The sequence below is a fragment of the Chryseobacterium sp. MYb7 genome, from assembly GCF_002979455.1.
GTDB lineage: Bacteria > Bacteroidota > Bacteroidia > Flavobacteriales > Weeksellaceae > Chryseobacterium.
This window is the reverse complement of record NZ_PCOU01000002.1, coordinates 246,169-266,497: the sequence shown is the minus strand read 5'-3', so window position 1 is coordinate 266,497 and position 20,329 is coordinate 246,169. Positions and strand designations below refer to the sequence as shown.

Annotated in this window: 19 protein-coding genes; 1 reads left to right on the top strand and 18 read right to left on the bottom strand. The window is 34.7% G+C overall.

Features of this window, described 5'->3' with window-relative positions; all coding sequences use genetic code 11:
- Positions 1–37 precede the first annotated feature (37 nt).
- Positions 38–1,168: a DNA polymerase III subunit beta gene (dnaN, locus tag CQ046_RS03160; protein WP_105700867.1), complete on the bottom strand. Its 1,131-nt coding sequence runs from the start codon at positions 1,166–1,168 to the stop codon at positions 38–40.
- 184 nt (positions 1,169–1,352) lie between these two features.
- Between dnaN and CQ046_RS03155 the strand changes: the two genes are divergently transcribed.
- The gene (locus CQ046_RS03155; protein ID WP_105700866.1) at positions 1,353–1,739 is read left to right on the top strand and encodes a diacylglycerol kinase family protein; all 387 of its coding nucleotides are present in this window, start codon (positions 1,353–1,355) and stop codon (positions 1,737–1,739) included.
- Between the two features lie 110 nt (positions 1,740–1,849).
- Here the strand turns inward: CQ046_RS03155 and CQ046_RS03150 are convergent, their stop codons facing one another.
- The 17 genes from CQ046_RS03150 to CQ046_RS03065 form a co-directional block, all read right to left on the bottom strand.
- Positions 1,850–2,308: a GyrI-like domain-containing protein gene (locus CQ046_RS03150; RefSeq protein ID WP_105700865.1), complete on the bottom strand. Its 459-nt coding sequence runs from the start codon at positions 2,306–2,308 to the stop codon at positions 1,850–1,852.
- Between the two features lie 343 nt (positions 2,309–2,651).
- On the bottom strand, positions 2,652–2,984 hold the full coding sequence (locus CQ046_RS03145) for a gamma-glutamylcyclotransferase family protein (RefSeq protein WP_105700864.1): 333 nt from the start codon (positions 2,982–2,984) through the stop codon (positions 2,652–2,654).
- On the bottom strand, positions 2,984–3,613 hold the full coding sequence (locus CQ046_RS03140) for an SGNH/GDSL hydrolase family protein (protein ID WP_105700863.1): 630 nt from the start codon (positions 3,611–3,613) through the stop codon (positions 2,984–2,986). The genes CQ046_RS03145 and CQ046_RS03140 overlap by 1 nt, the downstream gene beginning before the upstream one ends.
- Positions 3,614–3,815: 202 nt before the next feature.
- Positions 3,816–4,229: a ribonuclease inhibitor gene (locus CQ046_RS03135; protein ID WP_105700862.1), complete on the bottom strand. Its 414-nt coding sequence runs from the start codon at positions 4,227–4,229 to the stop codon at positions 3,816–3,818.
- Complete coding sequence (locus tag CQ046_RS03130) at positions 4,210–7,905, bottom strand: phosphoribosylformylglycinamidine synthase (RefSeq protein WP_105700861.1); 3,696 nt, start codon at positions 7,903–7,905, stop codon at positions 4,210–4,212. The genes CQ046_RS03135 and CQ046_RS03130 overlap by 20 nt, the downstream gene beginning before the upstream one ends.
- A 26-nt stretch (positions 7,906–7,931) precedes the next feature.
- Positions 7,932–8,933, bottom strand: coding sequence for a YhcG family protein (locus tag CQ046_RS03125; protein WP_228406868.1), 1,002 nt, complete (start codon positions 8,931–8,933; stop codon positions 7,932–7,934).
- 226 nt (positions 8,934–9,159) lie between these two features.
- Complete coding sequence (locus CQ046_RS03120) at positions 9,160–10,131, bottom strand: WG repeat-containing protein (protein WP_105700859.1); 972 nt, start codon at positions 10,129–10,131, stop codon at positions 9,160–9,162.
- 50 nt (positions 10,132–10,181) lie between these two features.
- Positions 10,182–11,609 carry an adenylosuccinate lyase gene (purB, locus tag CQ046_RS03115; RefSeq protein ID WP_076597264.1) on the bottom strand — a complete coding sequence of 476 codons (1,428 nt, stop codon included), beginning with the start codon at positions 11,607–11,609 and terminating at the stop codon, positions 10,182–10,184.
- A gap of 375 nt (positions 11,610–11,984) precedes the next feature.
- A complete protein-coding gene (locus tag CQ046_RS23495; RefSeq protein ID WP_156118435.1) occupies positions 11,985–12,125 on the bottom strand; it encodes a bacteriocin-like protein in 141 nt (46 codons plus the stop codon).
- 623 nt (positions 12,126–12,748) lie between these two features.
- Positions 12,749–13,090, bottom strand: coding sequence for a hypothetical protein (locus tag CQ046_RS03105; RefSeq protein ID WP_123906565.1), 342 nt, complete (start codon positions 13,088–13,090; stop codon positions 12,749–12,751).
- A 56-nt stretch (positions 13,091–13,146) separates the two neighbouring features.
- A complete protein-coding gene (locus CQ046_RS03100) occupies positions 13,147–13,515 on the bottom strand; it encodes a hypothetical protein (RefSeq protein WP_105700856.1) in 369 nt (122 codons plus the stop codon).
- Positions 13,516–14,356: 841 nt separating this feature from the next.
- Positions 14,357–14,764, bottom strand: a complete 408-nt coding sequence (locus CQ046_RS03090; RefSeq protein WP_105700854.1) for a hypothetical protein — start codon at positions 14,762–14,764, stop codon at positions 14,357–14,359.
- A 120-nt stretch (positions 14,765–14,884) separates the two neighbouring features.
- On the bottom strand, positions 14,885–15,283 hold the full coding sequence (locus tag CQ046_RS03085; RefSeq protein WP_105700853.1) for a hypothetical protein: 399 nt from the start codon (positions 15,281–15,283) through the stop codon (positions 14,885–14,887).
- A gap of 96 nt (positions 15,284–15,379) precedes the next feature.
- Positions 15,380–17,707 (bottom strand): beta-glucosidase BglX, encoded by a 2,328-nt coding sequence (gene bglX, locus CQ046_RS03080; protein ID WP_105700852.1) that lies wholly within the window; start codon positions 17,705–17,707, stop codon positions 15,380–15,382.
- Between the two features lie 53 nt (positions 17,708–17,760).
- Complete coding sequence (locus CQ046_RS03075) at positions 17,761–18,147, bottom strand: hypothetical protein (protein WP_105700851.1); 387 nt, start codon at positions 18,145–18,147, stop codon at positions 17,761–17,763.
- Complete coding sequence (locus CQ046_RS03070; protein ID WP_105700850.1) at positions 18,147–18,854, bottom strand: prolyl oligopeptidase family serine peptidase; 708 nt, start codon at positions 18,852–18,854, stop codon at positions 18,147–18,149. Before CQ046_RS03070 ends, CQ046_RS03075 begins: the two co-directional genes overlap by 1 nt.
- A gap of 39 nt (positions 18,855–18,893) precedes the next feature.
- Positions 18,894–20,285 carry a glucoamylase family protein gene (locus CQ046_RS03065; protein WP_105700849.1) on the bottom strand — a complete coding sequence of 464 codons (1,392 nt, stop codon included), beginning with the start codon at positions 20,283–20,285 and terminating at the stop codon, positions 18,894–18,896.
- Positions 20,286–20,329: the final 44 nt, after the last annotated feature.

Here is a 20,329-nt window from a genome sequence, read left to right as displayed (position 1 = left end):
GGAAAATTCCGGCTTTTTTGTATATGTTATGTTAATGTTACAATCCGATTACCGGCATTGACAACATTAAGATATTTTCATTTTCTTCAAGACCGTCAAGAGGTTCGATGATCCCTGGTCTGTTAGGTTGGGACATTTTCATAGTGATATCGTCAGATCCTAGGATTGTCAGCATTTCAGTTAAGAATTTTGAACTGAATCCGATATTGATATCTTCTCCGTTGTAGTCACAAGGAATCTGCATGTCTGCTTTGTTTGCATATTCAGTATCTTCTGCATGAAGGTGAAGAATATTACCGGAAAGCTTGAATCTTACCTGATTGGTAGATTTGTTAGACATAATAGATGCTCTTTTGATTGCTCCTAACAACAAGTTTCTGTTGATTGTCAATACATTTGGGTTTTCCTTTGGAATTACCGCTGTATAGTTTGGATATTTTCCGTCAATCAGTCTACAGATCCAGATATGTTTACCAAAAGTAAATTTAGCCATATTCTCATTGAAGTCGATGGTAACGTCTTCATTGGAACTTGCCAGGATATTTTTGAAAATGTTCAGAGGCTTTTTAGGCATGATAAACTCCATCGGCTCAGCATTCATCAGGTCTGCTCTTTTGTACACCACCAATCTGTGGGAGTCTGTAGAAACGAAATTGGTTTCATTTTCTCCAAACTGGAAAAGAACTCCTGTCATTACCGGACGAAGAGAGTCGTTACTTGTAGCAAATAGTGTGTTTGTCAAAGCTTCAGACAAAACTCCTGCAGGCATCGTTACACTTTGTGAAGCGTCGAATTCCGGCAATTCAGGATAGTCTTCAGCATTGTCTAATGCTACTGCGAAATTATCTTTTTCATCTAAAATCTCAAGCTGGCTTCCAGTACCTTCGACATTGTCTTTTACAACAAATGTCAGAGGCTGTTCACCATATGTCTTGATAAAATCCTGAAAAATTTTAGCAGGAACAGCAAATTTACCTGTATCATCAGACTTTACTTCCAGAGAAGTAACAAGAGTTGTCTCGCCGTCAGATGCTGTAATGGTAACATTATTTCCGTCTAATTCAAAAAGATAGTTTTCTAAAATCGGTCTCGATTGAGAGCTTGATATTACGCCACTTACAGTTTGCAACGCCTTCTGCAGTTCACCACTTGAAATAATAAATTTCATAGATTTATAAAATAAGTTTCTACAAATATAATAAATAGATACAACAAAGAAAAGAATAATATGGAGGAGTTTTTCACAAATATCCTTAACCTGTTTTGAGCCTTGATATTATACTTAGATTTCTGCGGATATTCGTTTTTTTATCAAATACAAAACCTATATTTGTGAAAAAAGTTTGAAAATCATGCAAAAACCTCCCATTCATAAAAGTTTTCTCAATGCTTTCCGGGGTGTTTTCATGATGATAAAAACAGAAAGAAATTTCCAGATTGAACTTCTGGCATTCTTTGTCAATCTCTTTCTTATTTTTTATTTCAAATTAAACAGTACAGATACTGCATTGGTTCTTATTGCTTCGTTTGCTGTCTTAAGTGCCGAAATTTTCAATACTGCTATTGAAAAGATCTGTGATATCATTCAGCCTGATTTTGACAAAAGAATTGGCTTTATTAAAGATATTGCTGCAGGTGCTGTGGTGCTGACGGCCATAGCAGCAGTAATTGTCGGGATTCTGGTGTATGGAAAATATGTTGTAAGATTTATGAAGACCATAAAACTCTTGTTTTTATAGGTTCTAACCACCCCGTCAAAAATTCTTTGAATTTTCGTCACCCCTCCAGGGAGGAGAATATCACGTCTTCAGTTCAAAAGTATCTGAAAGTTAGAAATATTTTATTTTTTTTATTTCACAGCGATGAAAATATCAATTTCTGCGTCTAATGGATTCTGTGATTTTTTTCCATAGACTTCAAAATCAGCTGTAAATGTTCTTCCTAAATCCATATTCCAGATTTTGATCCATTCATTGATTACCAAATCTTTTGAAACATCTCCTTTTACTGTAAATTTCAGATAATCTCCACCATCAAAAGAATACCCAACCATTCCTTCCGGAATATCATCAAGGTTTTCTACTTCACATCCAAGAACTGTAGTGTATGGTTTTGTGTGGTCTTTTTCGTAGTCTGTGTAAATGGAATAGATGGTATTGTCTATTTTATTTGGAATTGAATTGACAATATCTTCGTTTATCATTTTCTCCCATAATACCGGAATGTCTTTTGCAGCCTGCCCATTTTCATTGGTTGTTCTTACTGAGATTCCGATTACCTTAAAAGGTTTTATTTTTACGTTATTCATTATTAATTCTTTATGATAGAGCAAAGATAAGAGGAGGTTGTGACAAGGGGGTGTCAGGAGTTTTTTTAAATTGATTGAATAGGATATTGTTTTTAAGTTTTGGCTAAAGCCATTTTGAGGGTTAAGATTTTTACATAAACGGGCTAAAGCCCGTTCCTATTGAATTGAATTTCTGCGGCTATTTTCTTTTGGCTTAGTCTATTCCAATTTTGTCTCTCCGTAGGAGTCTCAATATATTTTATAAACCAATTATTGTATAAATTCCTTGCTTTGCTCGGAATAACAAAGGTTCCGTTGGAATTTTATCTGAGATAGTGAGATTGCTTCGCTTTGCTCGCAATGACTATTTCCCGACATAGATAAATCCTTTTTTTCCGGATTTAAAAATGGTTTCAATTCTTTTATAATCATCTACTTCATATTCGTCAGCCTGAAGGATTTCTGCTTCTGTTATTTCAAAAAGCACTCCTTCTACCTGATCATCATCATTCCCAGAAAATTCAAGTACGGGATGGTATTTCTGGCCGCTTTTTCGCAGTACTTCAGGATCTGTAATTTCAAGCATACTTAATTTGTAGCCTGATAAAATATCTTTTTCACCCTGTAGAAGTCTTCCAAAGGTTTCCTTTTGAACCTGTTCTTTTTGCAAGGTTCCGTAAGAAAATAAATATGGCATTATAAATATTTTTCAATAATTGGGATTGCGATTTCAGCCATCATTCCATAGCCTTTTTCATTAGGATGTACACCGTCTGCGGAAAGAAGGATTTCTTTGTCATCCAGAAAAGCGGAATAGAAATCAATATATGCCAGAGAATTTTCAGCTGCAATATCTTTCAAGATCTGATTGTAAACAACTACATCCTCATTGATTCTTTTCTTCCCGGAACTTACCACTACTCCATCTATTTTTTGAGAAAAAGGAAGAATGCTTACGAGATAAATTGTATCGGAAAACTTTATGGCATGTGCGATAGCTTCTTTAATATTATTCCTAAATTTTTCAGGATCTACGATCTGTACTCCATCTTTTACTGCAAGATCATTGGCTCCATAGCATAGAAAAATGATATTTCCATCGGCAGAATTTCTTGCGTTTAATTCATGAGGAATTCTTTTTAATAATCCTTCTGTTGTTTCTCCTCCTATTCCTAGATTGAACAGGATCAGTTCATCTCCATTTCCTTCGTGAAATTTCTGCAGGGCATATCTTTTCAGAATATCTACCCAACCGCCAAAAACTCCGTCATATTCACCGTAGGTAATGCTGTCACCGAAGAACAGCCCGTAAATAATTTTCTTCATTCAACTTTATTGTTTCCTGTTTTGTTGAAGTAAAAGTATTAAGAAAAAACTGTTTAAGAGAAATAATTATCCTGAATTTATACGGTTTTTAACGCAAAGTATATATTCTAAATGAAAGGGAGCAAAGAATGACAAGTTGATTTGATGAAGCTAGCTGGAAAATGTAAACATTTAAAAATTTTCATTCATTACTCATTACTCATCATTCCAACTTAAATGTAATATTGGCATGTGATTCTATTATTTCTACCAGGATATCAAAAAGAGTCTGTCCTTTTCCTTCTGTCAAATCATCCAGTTTCTGTTGAATTAATTCTGTGTTGAAAGGTTTTCCTTTTCTGATTTTGTTTTCGTAGAATTCTTGGGTAGCTTCATAGCCTAAATCTTCTTTTGATTTTTCTGATTCTTTCCAAATGATTTCAATTTCTTCTTTACCTTCAATCACTCCGAAACCACCATAAAGAATGTCATCAAAGCCATCCAATGTTCCTACTTTCCAGTCTGTATCTTTCATCAGGACATTGGAAGCTTCTTCGTAGAAACCTCCTAAAGACGAAAAATGATCGCCATTGATGACGATCATTTTTCTTGTATTATTATTTGAAGTATTCAACACCGTTTTTGAATATGTTGTGATAATTCGCGGTTGGTATATTCTTCATGAGACCTTCAGCAAATCGTTCCGGGTGTCCCATTCTTCCATAGATCTTTCCACATGGGCTGGTAATTCCTTCGATTCCGAATAGTGAGTTATTCGGGTTGAAAGGCATCCCATGGGCAATGTTTCCATCAAGATCTATGTATTGGGTGGCAATCTGTCCGTTTTCATACAATTTCTTGATTTCTTCTTCCGAAGCCATGAAACGTCCTTCTCCGTGGGAAATCGGAATAGTGAAAGTTTGACCTTTCATTCCTTTTAACCAAGGGCTTTCGTCATTCACTACCTGTACCGTTACCATCTGAGAGATATGTCTTCTGATCGCGTTGTGTGCCAGCGTTGGAGAGTTTTCATCCAGATCTTTGATTCTTCCGTAAGGTAATAATCCTGACTTCACAAGCGCCTGGAATCCGTTACAGATACCGATAATCATCCCATCTCTGTCTAACAATTCGTGAACTGCGTTTTTCATCTTCTCGTTTTTCAGAACGTTTACAATGAATTTTGCAGAACCATCCGGCTCATCACCTGCGGAGAAACCTCCTGAGAATGCAAGAATCTGAGAAGTTCTGATCTCTTCTACCCATGCATCAATGCTTTCATCCAATAACTGGTGATTGATATTGATTAAAGGTAAGCTGCTTACTACAGCTCCTTCTTTCTGGAATGCATTCAGCGTGTCATACTCACAGTTAGTTCCCGGGAATACCGGAGCAAAAACTTTTGGCTGTGCAATTCCGTGTTTTTTAATGATGATATTTCTTGGGTTGACAGAATTGTGTTTTGTATCAATTTCAACCGTGATTTTTTCTTTTTCTACTGTTGGGAAAAGGTTCTCGAATGTATTGGTATTGGCCGCTACAAGGTCTGTAATATTTGATTCAAGACCGTTAATTTTTAAAGTTCCTGAGTCTTTTACTTCTCCGATTAACTGAAGAGCAGTCGAACTTAATTCTTCTTTTGATTCGATGATTAGGCTACCGATATTTTTAGCTAGTAGATCTGTTTCATCAGCATTGATTTCAGCACCTAGTCTGTTTCCGAAGCTCATTTTTGCTAAAGCTACTGCAAGACCTCCTTCTTTCACTGTTTTCACAGAAACAATTTTTCCTGCTTTGATATTTTCGAAAATGAATTCAAAAACTTCTTTTAAAGCATTATAGTTCGGAAGTCCGCTTTCCTGAGCAATGTGATTGAAGAAATACAGTTTGTTTCCTTCATTTTTCAATTCTGGAGAGATGATATTTTCTTTATCTCCGTTGGCACATGCAAAAGAAATCAAGGTTGGCGGGACATTAAGATCCTGGTACGTTCCACTCATGGAATCTTTCCCTCCGATGGCAGCAAGACCTAAATTGATCTGTGCATCGTAAGCTCCTAAAAGTGAAGCCAAAGGTTTACCCCATTTTTCTGGATTTTGTCCTAGTTTCTCAAAGTATTCCTGAAAGCTTAGTCTGATATTTTTATAATCACCTCCCATTGCTACGATCTTTGCCACACTTTCTACTACAGCATAAGATGATCCTAACAGTGAGTTTTGTTTTGATATTTCAGCATCGAATCCCCAGCTTGCCAAAGAAACAGTTTTAATATCTTTTGCTCCTAAAATTGGTAATGTCTGCACACTTCCTTCCATCAGGGTCTGCTGATATTTTCCTCCTAAAGGCATAGCCACTGTAGTAGCTCCAATTGAAGAGTCAAACATTTCCAATAGTCCTTTTTGGGAAGCAACGTTTTTATCTTTTAAGATGTTCAGGAAGTTTTCTGCGGTGAACGCTTTTGTTTCTTCTTTTACTTCTTCAAGGTGAGTGATTTTCACTTCCTGAGATTTTGAACATCCGTTGGTATCTAAGAAAGCTCTTGAAAGGTCTACAATTTTGTCTCCTTTCCAGAACATCTGCATTTTTCCGGAATCTGTCACTTTTGCCACTTCTACTGCAACGATGTTTTCAGCTTCACAGAATTTGATGAATTTTTCTTTATCCTGAGGATCTACTACCACCGCCATTCTTTCCTGAGATTCAGAAATAGCCAGCTCGGTTCCGTTTAATCCTTCATATTTTAAAGGTAATACGTCAAGGTTTACTTCTAAAGAGTCTGCAATTTCACCAATTGCTACAGAAACACCTCCTGCTCCGAAATCGTTTGATTTTTTGATCAGCTTCGTTACTTCAGGATTTCTGAATAATCTCTGAATTTTACGCTCTTCTACCGCATTTCCTTTCTGAACTTCAGAACTCATGGTGTGGATAGAAGTTTCGTCCTGTTCTTTTGAGCTTCCGCTTGCTCCTCCTACTCCGTCACGGCCTGTTGCTCCTCCTAAAATGATGATTGAATCACCATTTTCAGGTTTTTCACGTCTTACCCAGTCTACAGGAACAGCTCCGGTAACGAAACCTACTTCCATTCTCTTGGCTTTGTATCCTTCATCATAGATTTCGGAAACCATTGTAGTGGCAAGACCGATCTGGTTACCATAAGATGAATATCCGTTGGCAGCCTGTTTTGTAATGGTTTTCTGAGGTAATTTTCCTGGTAAAGTTTTGTCAACAGATTCTAAAACATCTGCCGCACCCGTTAATCTCATCGCCTGGAAAACGAAAGACCTTCCGGATAATGGGTCTCTGATAGCACCTCCCAAACAAGTGGATGCTCCTCCAAAAGGTTCAATTTCTGTTGGGTGGTTATGCGTTTCGTTTTTGAATAATAAATACCAAGGTTCTTTTTTACCGTCGTATTCTGCTTCAATCTGGATCGTACATGCATTGATCTCGTCTGAAATAACAAGATTATCCAGGTTTCCTGTTTTATGGAAATATTTACCGCATACTGTTGCCAGATCCATTAAGGAAATTGGCTTCAACTCACGGCCTAAGAATTTTCTTTTTTCGATATAATCATTGAAAATAGTTTCCAATGTGTGTTTGAACTGACCTTCAAACTGAATGTCTGACAACTGTGTTTCGAAAGTGGTGTGACGACAGTGGTCGCTCCAATACGTGTCTAATACTTTTAATTCTGTTTCCGTAGGATTTCTTTCTTCAGTTTTGAAGTATTCCTGAATGAATTTCAAGTCGTCTAATCCTAATGCAAAACCATGATTATTGTAAAAACTTTCAAGTTCCGCATCATTGAAATTGATGAAGTTTTCGTGGATGATTACTTTTGATGGTGTTTCATCAGCAGGAATATCCAGAATTGACAAGTCTTTTTCCTGAGACTCTACTTTATTGATCAGAAGGTCTTTGATTTTAACCAAATCCGCTTCAGAAACTCCTTCAAATTCGATTAGTTTTCCACTTCTTACTTTTGATTTTTCATTTTCTGTCAGTAAAGCGATACACTGCTGCGCAGAATCTGCTCTCTGATCATACTGACCAGGCAAAAACTCCATTCCGAAATGAATAGCTTTTGCAGGGTTTTCTGTGTGTAAAATATCAGTAACAGGGTCTACAAAGGTGTTGTTTACTACTTTTTCGAATTCTCCGTCATTCAAGTTGAAAATATCATATACATTGTATACTTTCACGCTTTGAACTGCCGGAACAACCGCTTTTACTTCATCAAAAATTTTTGGACTTTCAACATCGAAAATTCCTCTTTTTTCTACGAAAATTCTTTTGTTATTAGACATTAGATGTCAGATTTTTAATATTAGATTTATTTTTTATTTTCAAATTTATTTCTTGCTATCTCTATTGAACGATGCAATTTTTCAAGCAAAACTTTTTCAGAAGGTAAGATAAGTAAATATTCTGCTACTTTTATATTATCCCCTTCCAGATTCATGAGTTCTATATGTTCGGTATTTTTTCCTGAACAAAGGATTAAACCAATGGGAGGGTTCTCCCCTTCTACTTTTTCATATTTATTCAGATATGAGAGATATAGCTCCATCTGACCTTTATGACTGGCTTCAAATTCACCTAATTTTAGCTCGATAACAACTAAAGATTTTAGTTTCCTATGATAGAAAAGTAAATCCAGGTAGTAATCTCTATTATCTATTGTGATTCTTTTTTGTCTTGAAAGAAATGCAAAATCACTTCCCAACTCAGAAATGAATTTTTGCAGCTCTACAATAATGGCTTCTTCCAAATCTTTTTCAGAAAAGGTATCTTTCAATTCTAAAAAATCAAGAAAATAGGGATCTTTAAAAACCAAATCAGGATTTAAAATATTCTTTTCAGACCAGTTTTTCAGCTCTTTATGTATTATTTCTTCAGGCTTTTTACTTATTGCTGTTCGTTCAAAAAGCAGAGAATTGATTTTTTCTCTCAAGATCCTAACACTCCAGTTTTCAATTTTACAAACTTCAAGATAAAAGTTTCTTTTAGTATCTTGAGAAATAGGTATAAGAAGCAAAAAATGGGTCCATGATAATTGTCGCATCGCTGATGCGACAATTTCAAAGTCATCGAAAACAGATGCAAATTGCATCATTTTTCGGATATTTTTTTCAGAGAATGAATTTCCAAATTCTAATGTAAGTTGTTGAGAGATTTGTACAATAACTTCTTTGCCATACTCTGCTCTTTTATTATCTAAAACATCTTCATTTATTCTTTTTCCTATTTCCCAGTACAAAACCACCATTGCCGAGTTTACCTGAGCTGCAACCTGACTTTTCGTCTTGTCTACCAGCTCCTTCAGATCGGTCATTAATTGTTGATGATTTTGATTCTGTAACATTATTAAAATTAGATGTCAGATTTTTAATATTAGATTTATTTTTCTTTTTACTTTTCTGAATTTAAAGTTTCTATCTTTAAATCCATCTGTATGGGAAATTTTGGAGAAGATTTCTCTCTAACCATTATTCCGTACAAATTTAAAGGAATAAGTCGTATTTTTTTCAAATTTGACCTATGTAATTTCCAAATTTATTTTATTTGTTTATAAATTTATTGGGATTTTCCTTATGCTCTTTCTGAAAGTCTTCTGCATTTTTTATTTCTTCTTTCAGCCAGTTTTCAAAAGGAACATTCTTTTCATTAAAATCCTCAATGGCATAAAATGTTTTACCATCTTCTGAGACCAGGAATTTGAAACGATAAAGCATATCCAATTCTTTCTTCCTGTCATTATAAGTATTCACCTGATAATAAGGAAAGTTTTCTTTTGGCCTTTCTACAATTTCAAAAAACAGATTCTTTTCTTTCTCAGATAATTTATTGTAAAAGTTTACATAATAAAGATCTGCAAGCTTTTTCTTCTGTTTTTCAAAGAAGTGAAGGATATTTTTCTCTTTTTCATTGTATTGAAATGGATTAGGATAATATTTCCCCTCTATTTCAACATCCTTCTCTGTTGATTTCGCCAATGGCTGAACAGTTTGTCCTTTAATATTCATAACACCCCATTTTCCTCCTACAATGGATCTGTGTTCGTCATTTGTTTTTTCCCAATCGCATCCGTCACAAAATACTGCGTAACCATAATTAAAAGGTGAGGCAAAATCATGCTCAGCTTCAATAATAATTTTGCCGTTACGGTCTGCAAATCCTACTTTACCCTTCTTAACCAATCTTCTCAAGCCTTCGGAGAAGTAATCTGCTCCATTATCATAAAGGAAAGGCTGGTACAGAAATTTTCCATTTTTGTCATACACATATCCCCATGCATTTTTCTCTGATTTCTCACCTTCTTTACTGCCATCAAAAAGAATGGTTTCTCCTTCTACAGGATCTCCATCTTTTAGGAATGAAAAGATTTTGAACTGTGCAGGAACAATTATTTTTCCGGCTTTATCTTTTACTCCAACTAAAGAATCTTTGGATTTAAAATAATGTAAATCCTCTTTACTCTGAGAAAAAGAAATAATTGGAATCAATAAAATGGTTACCAGTAGTTTTTTCATAGCAATGGAGTGGGAAATAAAATATGCAGCCCAAAAGACTGCATATTGTTTTATACTTTAAGATCAGCTTCCAATCCTATTAAGTCTTTGTTTTGGTCTATAATCGGCTGCACTTCATTTTTGATGAATTCCTCCGTCTGGATCGGCGCGAAACCAATAAAGTTTTTAGGATCTAAAACTTCTTTCAGTTTTGATTTGTCTAGTTTTAAAGAATCATCGTTTAAGATTCTTTCGATAAGGTCATTTTCTTTTCCTTCTTCTTTCACTTTTTTGGAAGCTTCCATAGAATGAACTCTGATCACCTCGTGGATTTCCTGACGGTCACCACCAGCTTTTACTTCTTCCATGATGATATATTCTGTCGCCATGAAAGGAAGTTCTTCCATAATATGTTTGTTGATTCTGTTTGGATATACAACAATTCCGTTCATAATGTTGTTCCAGATTAATAGAATAGCATCAACCGCTAAAAATGCCTGTGGAATGGTTAATCTCTTGTTTGCAGAGTCATCTAATGTTCTTTCAAACCATTGTGTAGAAGCTACCATTGCAGAACTTGTTGTCAAAGACATTACGTATTTTGCCAACGCTCCAATTCTTTCGCTTCTCATTGGGTTACGCTTGTATGCCATTGCCGATGAACCGATCTGGTTTTTCTCGAATGGTTCTTCAATTTCCTTAAGGTTTTGAAGTAAACGTAAATCGTTTGTGAATTTGTGCGCAGATTGTGCAATATTTCCTAGTAAAGCAACTACTTTAGCATCAATTTTTCTATCATAAGTTTGTCCGGAAACTCCGAAAACTTTTTCGAAACCGAATCTTTTTGAAAGTTCTTTATCTAAGTGTTTTACTTTAGAATAGTCACCGTTGAAAAGTTCAAGGAAGCTTGCAGCAGTTCCTGTAGTTCCTTTTACGCCTCTGAAACGAAGTGTTTCAAGGAAGAAATCCAATTCTTCGATGTCAAGAACCAAACTCTGTAACCAAAGTGTAGCTCTTTTTCCAACTGTCGTCAACTGAGCCGGCTGGAAGTGAGTGAATCCTAAAGTGGGAAGGTCTTTATACTGAATCGCAAAATCCGAAAGATTTTTCATCACGTTCACCAACTTTTTCTTTAAGATTAAAAGTCCGTCACGGATTTGAATTAAGTCTGTGTTGTCTCCTACAAAAGCTGAAGTTGCTCCCAAGTGGATAATTCCTTTTGCTGAAGGCGCCACATCACCATATGCGTGAACGTGAGCCATTACATCATGACGGAATTTTTTCTCATACTCTGCCGCTTTTACGTAATCGATATTTTCAGCATTTGCTTTCAATTCTGCAATCTGCTCGTCTGTGATATCAAGACCAAGGTCTTTTTCAATTTCAGCAAGAGCTATCCAAAGCTTTCTCCAATTCTGGAATTTATTATTGTGTGAGAAGTTAAATAACATTTCTTCACTGGAGTAGCGTTCTTCCAATGGATTTTTGTAGGAATTCATTCGTTCTTTTACTTTTTAGATGTACAAAAATACGATTTTTCAGTGAGAGAGGAAAATCCTGTTTCCATGATTTTCAACTATATTTTGATGATTTTTATTTATACTTTTACCTTGAAGCAAAAGTATACAAAAGTTCAAGACGGGAATCATCCACTAAAAATTTAAATGGAGTCTTAAAATTTCCAAACTCGCTTGGATCATATGGTTCTCCTTCGGGTCTAAATTTCGTCCATGCTCAAACAGTGGAAATTTTTTAACGGATTCCATTTAAATTTTCTTAACGCTCCTGATTCCTAAGTCGATTGATAAACAATACATAAAACAGGCTATCTCATTTATGAGACAGCCCGCTTTACATTATTTTCATGAATCAGATTAATCAATAAGTCCGCATGATGAACCTACAGGAATACATTTTTTCACAAATGAACACCAGAAGTATCCAGGCAGACACATTGGGATTCCTCCCTGAACGGTTTTCAATTCTCTTTTTGAAAGTTTTCTTAGATTTTTCATAGTACTATTTTTTGTTTTTTCCTACTCTATATGCTTTTCGGATTACGCTTTAATTTGGTAGATCCAATATACATATTTTTCGGATATAAAAATATAAACTACTCATTTTATACAATTTACACCCAAACATCCATCTACTAATAGTATTTATACTTTTGCCTTGAAGCAAAAGTATACAAAAGTTCAAGACGGGAATCATCCGCTAAAATTTTGAATGGACTCCTATTACAATTGTCTTATTAATAACTTTTGTAAAATTTATATTTTCCTAAACCGCCCTTTCTAAAAATGCTAAATTCTTCGGTGTTTGCTTTTTTAGAAATAGAATCTGCAATGTATCATTTTTAGAGTCAGTCGTTGTTATGCAATAATCATTGCTATAATAAAACTGTAATGATTTATTCTCATACTTATAAACTTTGATAATTTTTGCTTGCACATTATTTGTATAGAAAAAATAACTATTTAGGAATACCACCCTGTAAACATAAAAATATGTAAATGCAATTAATCCCAGTAAGAGAGGAATAAAGCGATAATAATTATTCTTTTTCATAACTTAAATTGAGATATTATATAAACTCTAACTAATAAAAATTAACATTTTAGAATAGCAACCTTTATTATGGCCTATTTTTTAACGTTTTATAAAAACTATAATCTCCTGAACTATCAATCCTATAGATTTGATAGTTTTCAGAGTCTTTTGCCTTATAAATTGAATCTCCTATCTTTAAATCACTCTCATCAGGAGCATAAATCCAAAAAGCGTAATTAAAATCAGAATCTCCAACAAATTTTGCAACCTTAGAGTTTTCAAACTTTCTATTGGATTTTATATCTTTAATTATACCATTTAGCCCCGAAGTATAAAATTTATTGTGCTTATTAACATTCCAGAAAATCACAAATAATACACTTATACAAATAATTATAATAATTATATTTCTTCTTTTTAATTTCATATTAGTCTGATCCCATTCCAGATACTCCATCTGCAGGTGCAAGGATTACTTCTCGTTTAATTGTTTAAATTGTATTTTCTAATTTGCTGAATTAAATTATTTTTTAAAACACTATCATTTCTAAAAATATATTCTATTGAATCACCTCTATTTTTTGAAATAGAATCGCCAATTTTGTATGGATAATCTAACAACTCTACTGATCCATTAGAATATTTTACAAATAAGAAATTATGTTCATTCTTATCCCTATAAATATCAATAACTTTTTCATGTCTATTAATTTCTAATATCTGCTGCTTTGTCAGATTATTAGAATTATAACTCAAATAAAAAATTACAAGAAACACAATTGATCCGAATATTAAACCCAAAATAATCAGTGCTTTTTTACTGGATTTATCCAATTCAAAAATACTTTCCATATGTGTATTTTATATTTTGTCCACATTACAAACAAAAACTATATTATATCTCTAAAAACCTTACATGCAAGATACTTTTTAGGATTTTTTTAATATTAATTAAAGACCCTTTCTTCTTCTAATAAATCCAATAAAAAAATAAAGACCGATGGACAACATTATTGAAATCCCTATTGCTAAATAAGTCTGAAAGGGGATGTTGTGGCTGCTGCTAAGTGCCGTTAATAAATACAACCCGAAAAATAAAGTACTGACAATACAAATAAACTGTACTATTTTCAATCCTGTTTTCATTGATTAATTATTTACCTAATACATCTTTTATCCAGTAAGAGTAAGGCTGTTGAGATAATGCAAATGCCAAAATAAAAAAACTAATTTTAAAAAATAAGTTCTCTTTACAATAAATAAAAATAGCATAGTACATGTAAGAAAGTAAAACAGGAATAAAATATACAATGATCATCATATTTTCCATCGCAGCAACACTATTTTTAACTTTATACATGTTTATAAATCTGTCCAGTTTAAAAACATTATAATATATTATTAAAAAATATAAAATATTTATACTGAAAAATGATTAATGTATGAAACAAAAATCTCCCCACAAGTTTTAGAATAAGATGAATATTGAGTGATAACATAGTTTATCTGATCATTAGTTTAATTGAATTAAAAAAGTTCAAAAATATAAAATTTTATTTTCCAGGTTATTATTTTTGGGGGAATGATTATTAATATTTGCATATTCAATCAATATTATCAGGTCTATTTGAAATTTCTAATATAATAAAAAAGCCACTCTTCCGAGTGGCTTCCTATTTTTGAGAATCTGATCTTATTGATAAATGACTTCATCATTTTTTTTGATCTGATAACTTTTTTTGTACGGAGTTAAAATATAAGTATCTTTAACATGAGTTCCGCTTTTCCAGACTTTTTCTTTTCCCTGTTTGTCCAGAATGATACTTTTTGCCGCTCCATCCGGAATAAATATTTCAGCTTTTGTCATGCTTTTATTGAAAATCACTGCGGTGCCTGAAATATAACTTTTATCTGTACTGACTTCTTTAAGTTTTATTTTCTGATCAAAAGTTCTTATACAGTTATTTTTAATCTGAGAATAGGTATACCCTGCTGAGCCAATACAACCATGTACATCTCTATCACCTCCTAAAACAGGAGATTTTTGAGCAAAAATACATGTACCAAGGAGCATTGCACTGAATAAAATAGTTTTTTTCATAGGTTAAATTTTTGTTTTCTGACTGGTTAAAGATATCACAAAAATGTGACATCAATTAATTTCTCTCTAAGTTACAAAAAACCACTCTTTCGAGTGGCTTTTCATCTTTAAAATTTGATCCTATTGATAGATTACAATATTATCTTTTTTAAGCTGGTATCCGTTTTTCTTGAAAGGAACCAATACATAGCCATCTTTTTTCCAGGCTTTGGCTTTACCTCCGGCTCTGGTTAGGATGATACTTCCTGACTCGGCATCTTTAACGAAAACCTCAGCTTTTTTCATGTCTTTGCTGAAGATTACTGCAGCTATTGAAGTATAGCTTTCTTTCGGAGCTACTTCTGTTAACTTAATTTTTTGTTCAAAAGTTCTTACACAATCCTTTTTAATTTGAGAATAGGTATATCCTGCTGAACCGATACATCCATGTGCATCTCTGTCTCCACCTTTAATAGGTGTTTGTTGTGCAAATACTAATGAACCCAGGAACATTGCGCTAAGGAAAATTGTTTTTTTCATATTGATTTTTTTATATAATAATAGTTACCGAGTTATTATTAAAAATCATGCCAAATAAACCATAACACACATTTCTGTGAATAAATTTCTTTTTTATTACTTAGTCCAATTGATCTTTGAATGCTTTACATCAGCAGAACTTGTACCAATCATAACATCAAACTCACCTGATTCCCAGTCGTATTTCAAATCTCCGTTGTAGAATTTAAGCGTTTCAGGGGTAATATCAAAAGTAACTTTTTTAGATTCTCCTTTTTTCAAAAATACTTTCTGGAAACCTTTTAGTTCTTTTACCGGTCTTGTAATGCTTCCTACCATGTCTCTGATATATAGCTGAACCACTTCTGCCCCATCATAATTACCATTGTTGGTCACTGTAACAGATGCTTGAACCGTCTGATTTCCTTTTGGATTGGCATTAGATACTGCAACATCAGAGTACCCAAATTTTGTATAGCTTAAACCAAACCCAAACGGATACAATGGCGTATTACACTCATCCATATAATTGGAACGGAATCTTTGATACTCACATTTATCTGTTAATTCCTGACTTAATGGGCGGCCAGTATTTTTAGCATTATAGTAAATTGGAACCTGTCCAAGACTTCTTGGGAAAGTCATCGGAAGTTTTCCTGATGGGTTCACTTTTCCGAAAAGAACATCTGCAATGGCATTTCCAGCTTCTGAACCTGCAAACCACGCATTAAGAATAGCATCCGGAGTATCTTTTACATTCGTTAAAGCCAATGGACGGCCTGTGAAAAGAACCACAGCAATAGGTTTTCCGGTTTTCTTTAATTCATTTAAAAGATCAACCTGAGACTGAGGAATGGTAATTTCAGTTCTTGAAGATGATTCTCCGCTCATTTCTGCAGATTCTCCGATTGCCAGAACAATAACATCTGCTTTATTGGCAACATCTACAGCTTCTTTTAACAATTCGTCTTTAAAACGGTTATCTCTATCAGTTTTTTTGCCATGAGCAGCATAAATGTCTTCTAATTTAGCATCATAATCAATATTGGCACCTTTAGCAGAAAGGAACTTTACTTCTTTGCCATAGTTAGCCTGAAGCCCCTGCATCAGGTTTACTGCTTTATCATGTTTTGCAGCAACACTCCAGGTTCCGGCCATGTTTAATGAATTATTCACCAATGGTCCGATTACCGCAACAGTTCCTGATTTTTTCAAAGGAAGAACCTGGTTTTCATTTTTCATCAAAACCATCGACTGAGCAGCAGCACTTCTAGCAATATTTCGATTTTCCATGCTGAAAACTTCTTTTGCAGCCAGTTTTACATCTCCGTATTTGTATGGATCTGTAAATAATCCTAAATCATATTTTGCTTCAAGGATTCTTTTAGCTGCCAGATCTATTTCAGCCTGTGTTACTTTTCCTTCAGATAAAGATTCTTTTAATGTGGTTAAAAAACCTTCACCTACCATATCCATATCCACACCTGCTTTCAAAGCTAATGCAGAAACCTGCTGAAGATCTCCCATACCATGATCAACCATTTCGTTAATTCCGGTATAATCTGTTACAACGAACCCTTTAAAGTTCCATTTGTTTCTTAAAACTTCGGTTTGAAGCCATCTGTTTCCTGTTGCCGGAACTCCGTCCACTTCGTTGAAAGAAGCCATCACGGAAGCTACCCCCGCATCAACAGCCGCTTTGTAAGGTGGAAAATATTCGTTGAACATTCTCACATGGCTCATATCAACAGTATTGTAATCTCTTCCGGCTTCACCGGCTCCGTATAGTGCAAAGTGCTTCACACAAGCCAGAATGGTATTTCCAACGGATAAATCTTTCCCTTGATACCCATAGACCATATTTTTTGCAATTTCACTTCCTAAATAAGGATCTTCACCGGAACCTTCGGAAACTCTCCCCCATCTTGGTTCGCGGGAAATATCCACCATTGGAGAGAACGTCCAGTTGATCCCATCAGAAGACGCTTCTTTGGCAGCCACTCTTGCTGACTGCTGAACCAGATTCATGTCCCATGAAGCGGCTAAACCTAATGGAATAGGAAATGTTGTTTCATAACCATGGATAACATCCATCCCGAAAATCAAAGGAATTTTCAGACGGCTGTTTTCTACTGCTACTTTTTGAACGGCTCTGATTTTCTCAGCACCTTTTATATTGAATAGTCCACCTACTAAACCTTGTTCCACTTTTTTACCGATGTCTGAACTTTTAGCCAGACCTGTAGTAAAATCACCGGAACTGGGTAAATTCAGCTGACCAATCTTTTCATCCAATGTCATTTTAGATAAAAGATTGTCTACAAAAGCTTTCTTTTTAGCCTGATACTGAGCCGTCTGATAAGACTGAACGGGCTTATCTACCATTTCCTGTGCAGAAAATACAGGAGCCAATGCTAAAGTGGCGATTACAATTAACTTTTTCATAAATCTATCTTCTTAAATTATTGTTTTTATATTTTTTAGTTTTAATATTTAAACTATTCTACAATCAAGTACAATTCGTTCTTATTTTTATTTGATTCCAAATATCCCAAAACACAAATTAAACTCCCATACTCATTCATGCTATTATCGTTTTGGGAAATGTCCAACCATTCAAGATATTTTTTTTCAAGATCATTCGGATGAAGATGTTTCCCTTTGTATTGGGATAAATTAATTAATTTTCTAATTCCGAATTCTTTAATGTGTTCTATTTTAACCTCTGTTTGAAAAATAAAATTTAATAAATTAAAAAAATTCTGATCATTTATTACTTTGTTTTCAAATAGTAGGTTTTCCGTCGTACATTTTTCAAAAAACCTATTTTCATCCAATAGACTATTATCATCAGATTCATCTAATCCAATAAAAATTAATTCCATTATTTCCCTTTCTTCTTAGATAACATCCATTCATAGAACTTCGGATTTGAGTAGGCAGAATCCCATGAATTATGATTATCATTCGGGAAAATCACCAATTCTGCGTTCGGATTCACAGGGTGCAGCTTTTGGTAAAAATTCAAAGCATTGGCAGGAAGTACAATATCATCCATTCCGCCATGAAATATTTTCATGTTCAAATCTTTAAATTGCTCAATATTCGCTGTCATGACCTGATCTGTAGGTGCACAAACTGAAGCTACAGCGGCAAACATTTCCGGATGCTCCATCGCCAGTTTCAAAGTTCCCCATCCTCCCATAGAAAGTCCTGTAAGATAAATACGGGAAGCATCAATTTTATATTTTTTCTGAATTTCCTGGATCAGATTATATATAGTAACGGTATCCCACCATGCTCCTTCCGGACATTGTGGAGCGAGAATAGCCACGGGTTCTTTGATCAGGTTTTTATAGGTAAAAGGGCTGTGTGCCTTTACCAGATCAAGATTGGTTCCGCGCTCTCCCGAACCATGAAGAAAAACGATCAAAGGAACATTTCCTTTTGCATTCTGGGGATAGTCCAGAATATAAGACATTTTTTCCTGTCTTTTAATTTCTTTATTCAGTTCTGCTTTTATTTCCTGAGCATTCATTTGTAATGAAAACGGCAGTAGTAAAAGGAGAATATGTTTTAATTTTATTTTCATATTGTTAATTGGTTTTGGCTAAAGCCCATTCCTATTGAATTATTTTATTCCATATTTTGTTGACTGAAAGCTTAGCTTTTTCAATCCCTGCTGAATTTCAGGCGCATTCATAAATAGTTTCCAAAGAAATCCGGATCTGTAGTTTTCAATCATTGGAGCAATAGTTCCCTGATCAATGGCTAGGTATCTTGGAGTAAACCAGTTGTTATAGTTGATTGAAGTGGCATCATAAGGACCAGCTGATCCTATAAATTCCGGTTTTTGAGTATAAATAAATCTCAGGAAAGCCATTGATTCTTTTGGAGTATAGGGAAAGCTGCTCAATGCTGCTGTAGGCGTTATGACTCCGTTATCATTGCTCGGCATATGAGCGGTATATCCTGCACTTCCATCCTCATTTCTGGTATAACCGGCTGTCAGTCCCCAATAGTTAGGTCCATATCCTTTCCATTGTTTTGGATTTTCAACACAGTATTTGTAATCGATGAGGGTTTGGTTTTTATTGATATCAAAGAAGTTTTTCACAAGTTTATCGGATAGTCCTGTAGGATCAAGCCCGATATATGAATATTGTGCCCAGAAAAGCGGTCCTCCATATTCTTCGGCATAATTGTGTTTTACATACAGGGGTAACCCATATTTTGTTTTGTCTGTAAGGTAGGTTCCGTTTCTCGTCCAGCCTTTGTAATAGGTTTCGGCATCAATGGAATAGGTAGGTGAAGATGCTGCCAGAATATAGGTAATCAGACATTCGTTATAGCCCTCCAGAGGAAAGTTCATTTCCCATTGATATTCTGGTGACCAGTGCCAGTAAAGGACTTTTTGCCCTCCTTTGGTGTACCAGTTCCACTGAATTCCTTTCCATAGCTCATCACATTTTGCTGCGAGGGCTTTTTCTTCCGTAGTTCCGTTTTTGAAGTATTCACGAACCATCAGAATTCCTGAAGTAAGGAAAGCGGTTTCCACAAGATCCCCGCCATTATCTTTTTTACCAAAAGGAACGGCTTTTCCGGTTTCTCCATTGATCCAATGTGACCATGCTCCTTTGTGGCGGTCTGCCTTTGCAAGAAAATCCATGATATGAGTAAGCCTTTTTACAGCTTCTTTTCTTGGAACAAATCCTCTTTCTACCCCTACGAGAATAGTTGCCAATCCGAATCCTGAACCTCCTGTAGTGATTACATGCTTGTCATTATCCGGATAGACATTGTCTTCATGATAACGTTCTCTTCCCAGCATTGAGTTAGGCTCAGCATAATCCCAAAAGTATTTAAGGGCATCTTTCTGTACTTTGTCCATCAGCTGTTCATCTGTAATATTACTTTTTACCGCTTCAACTTTTCCGGCTTCCTGTTGGGCTACAGGAGTATTTTTACAGGAATATACAAAGAATAAAGAGGTGACAGCGATTGATAATATGTTCCTTTTCATGAGATCTCTTGTTAGTAGGTTTCTAAAAGAAGAGGAGAACTTTC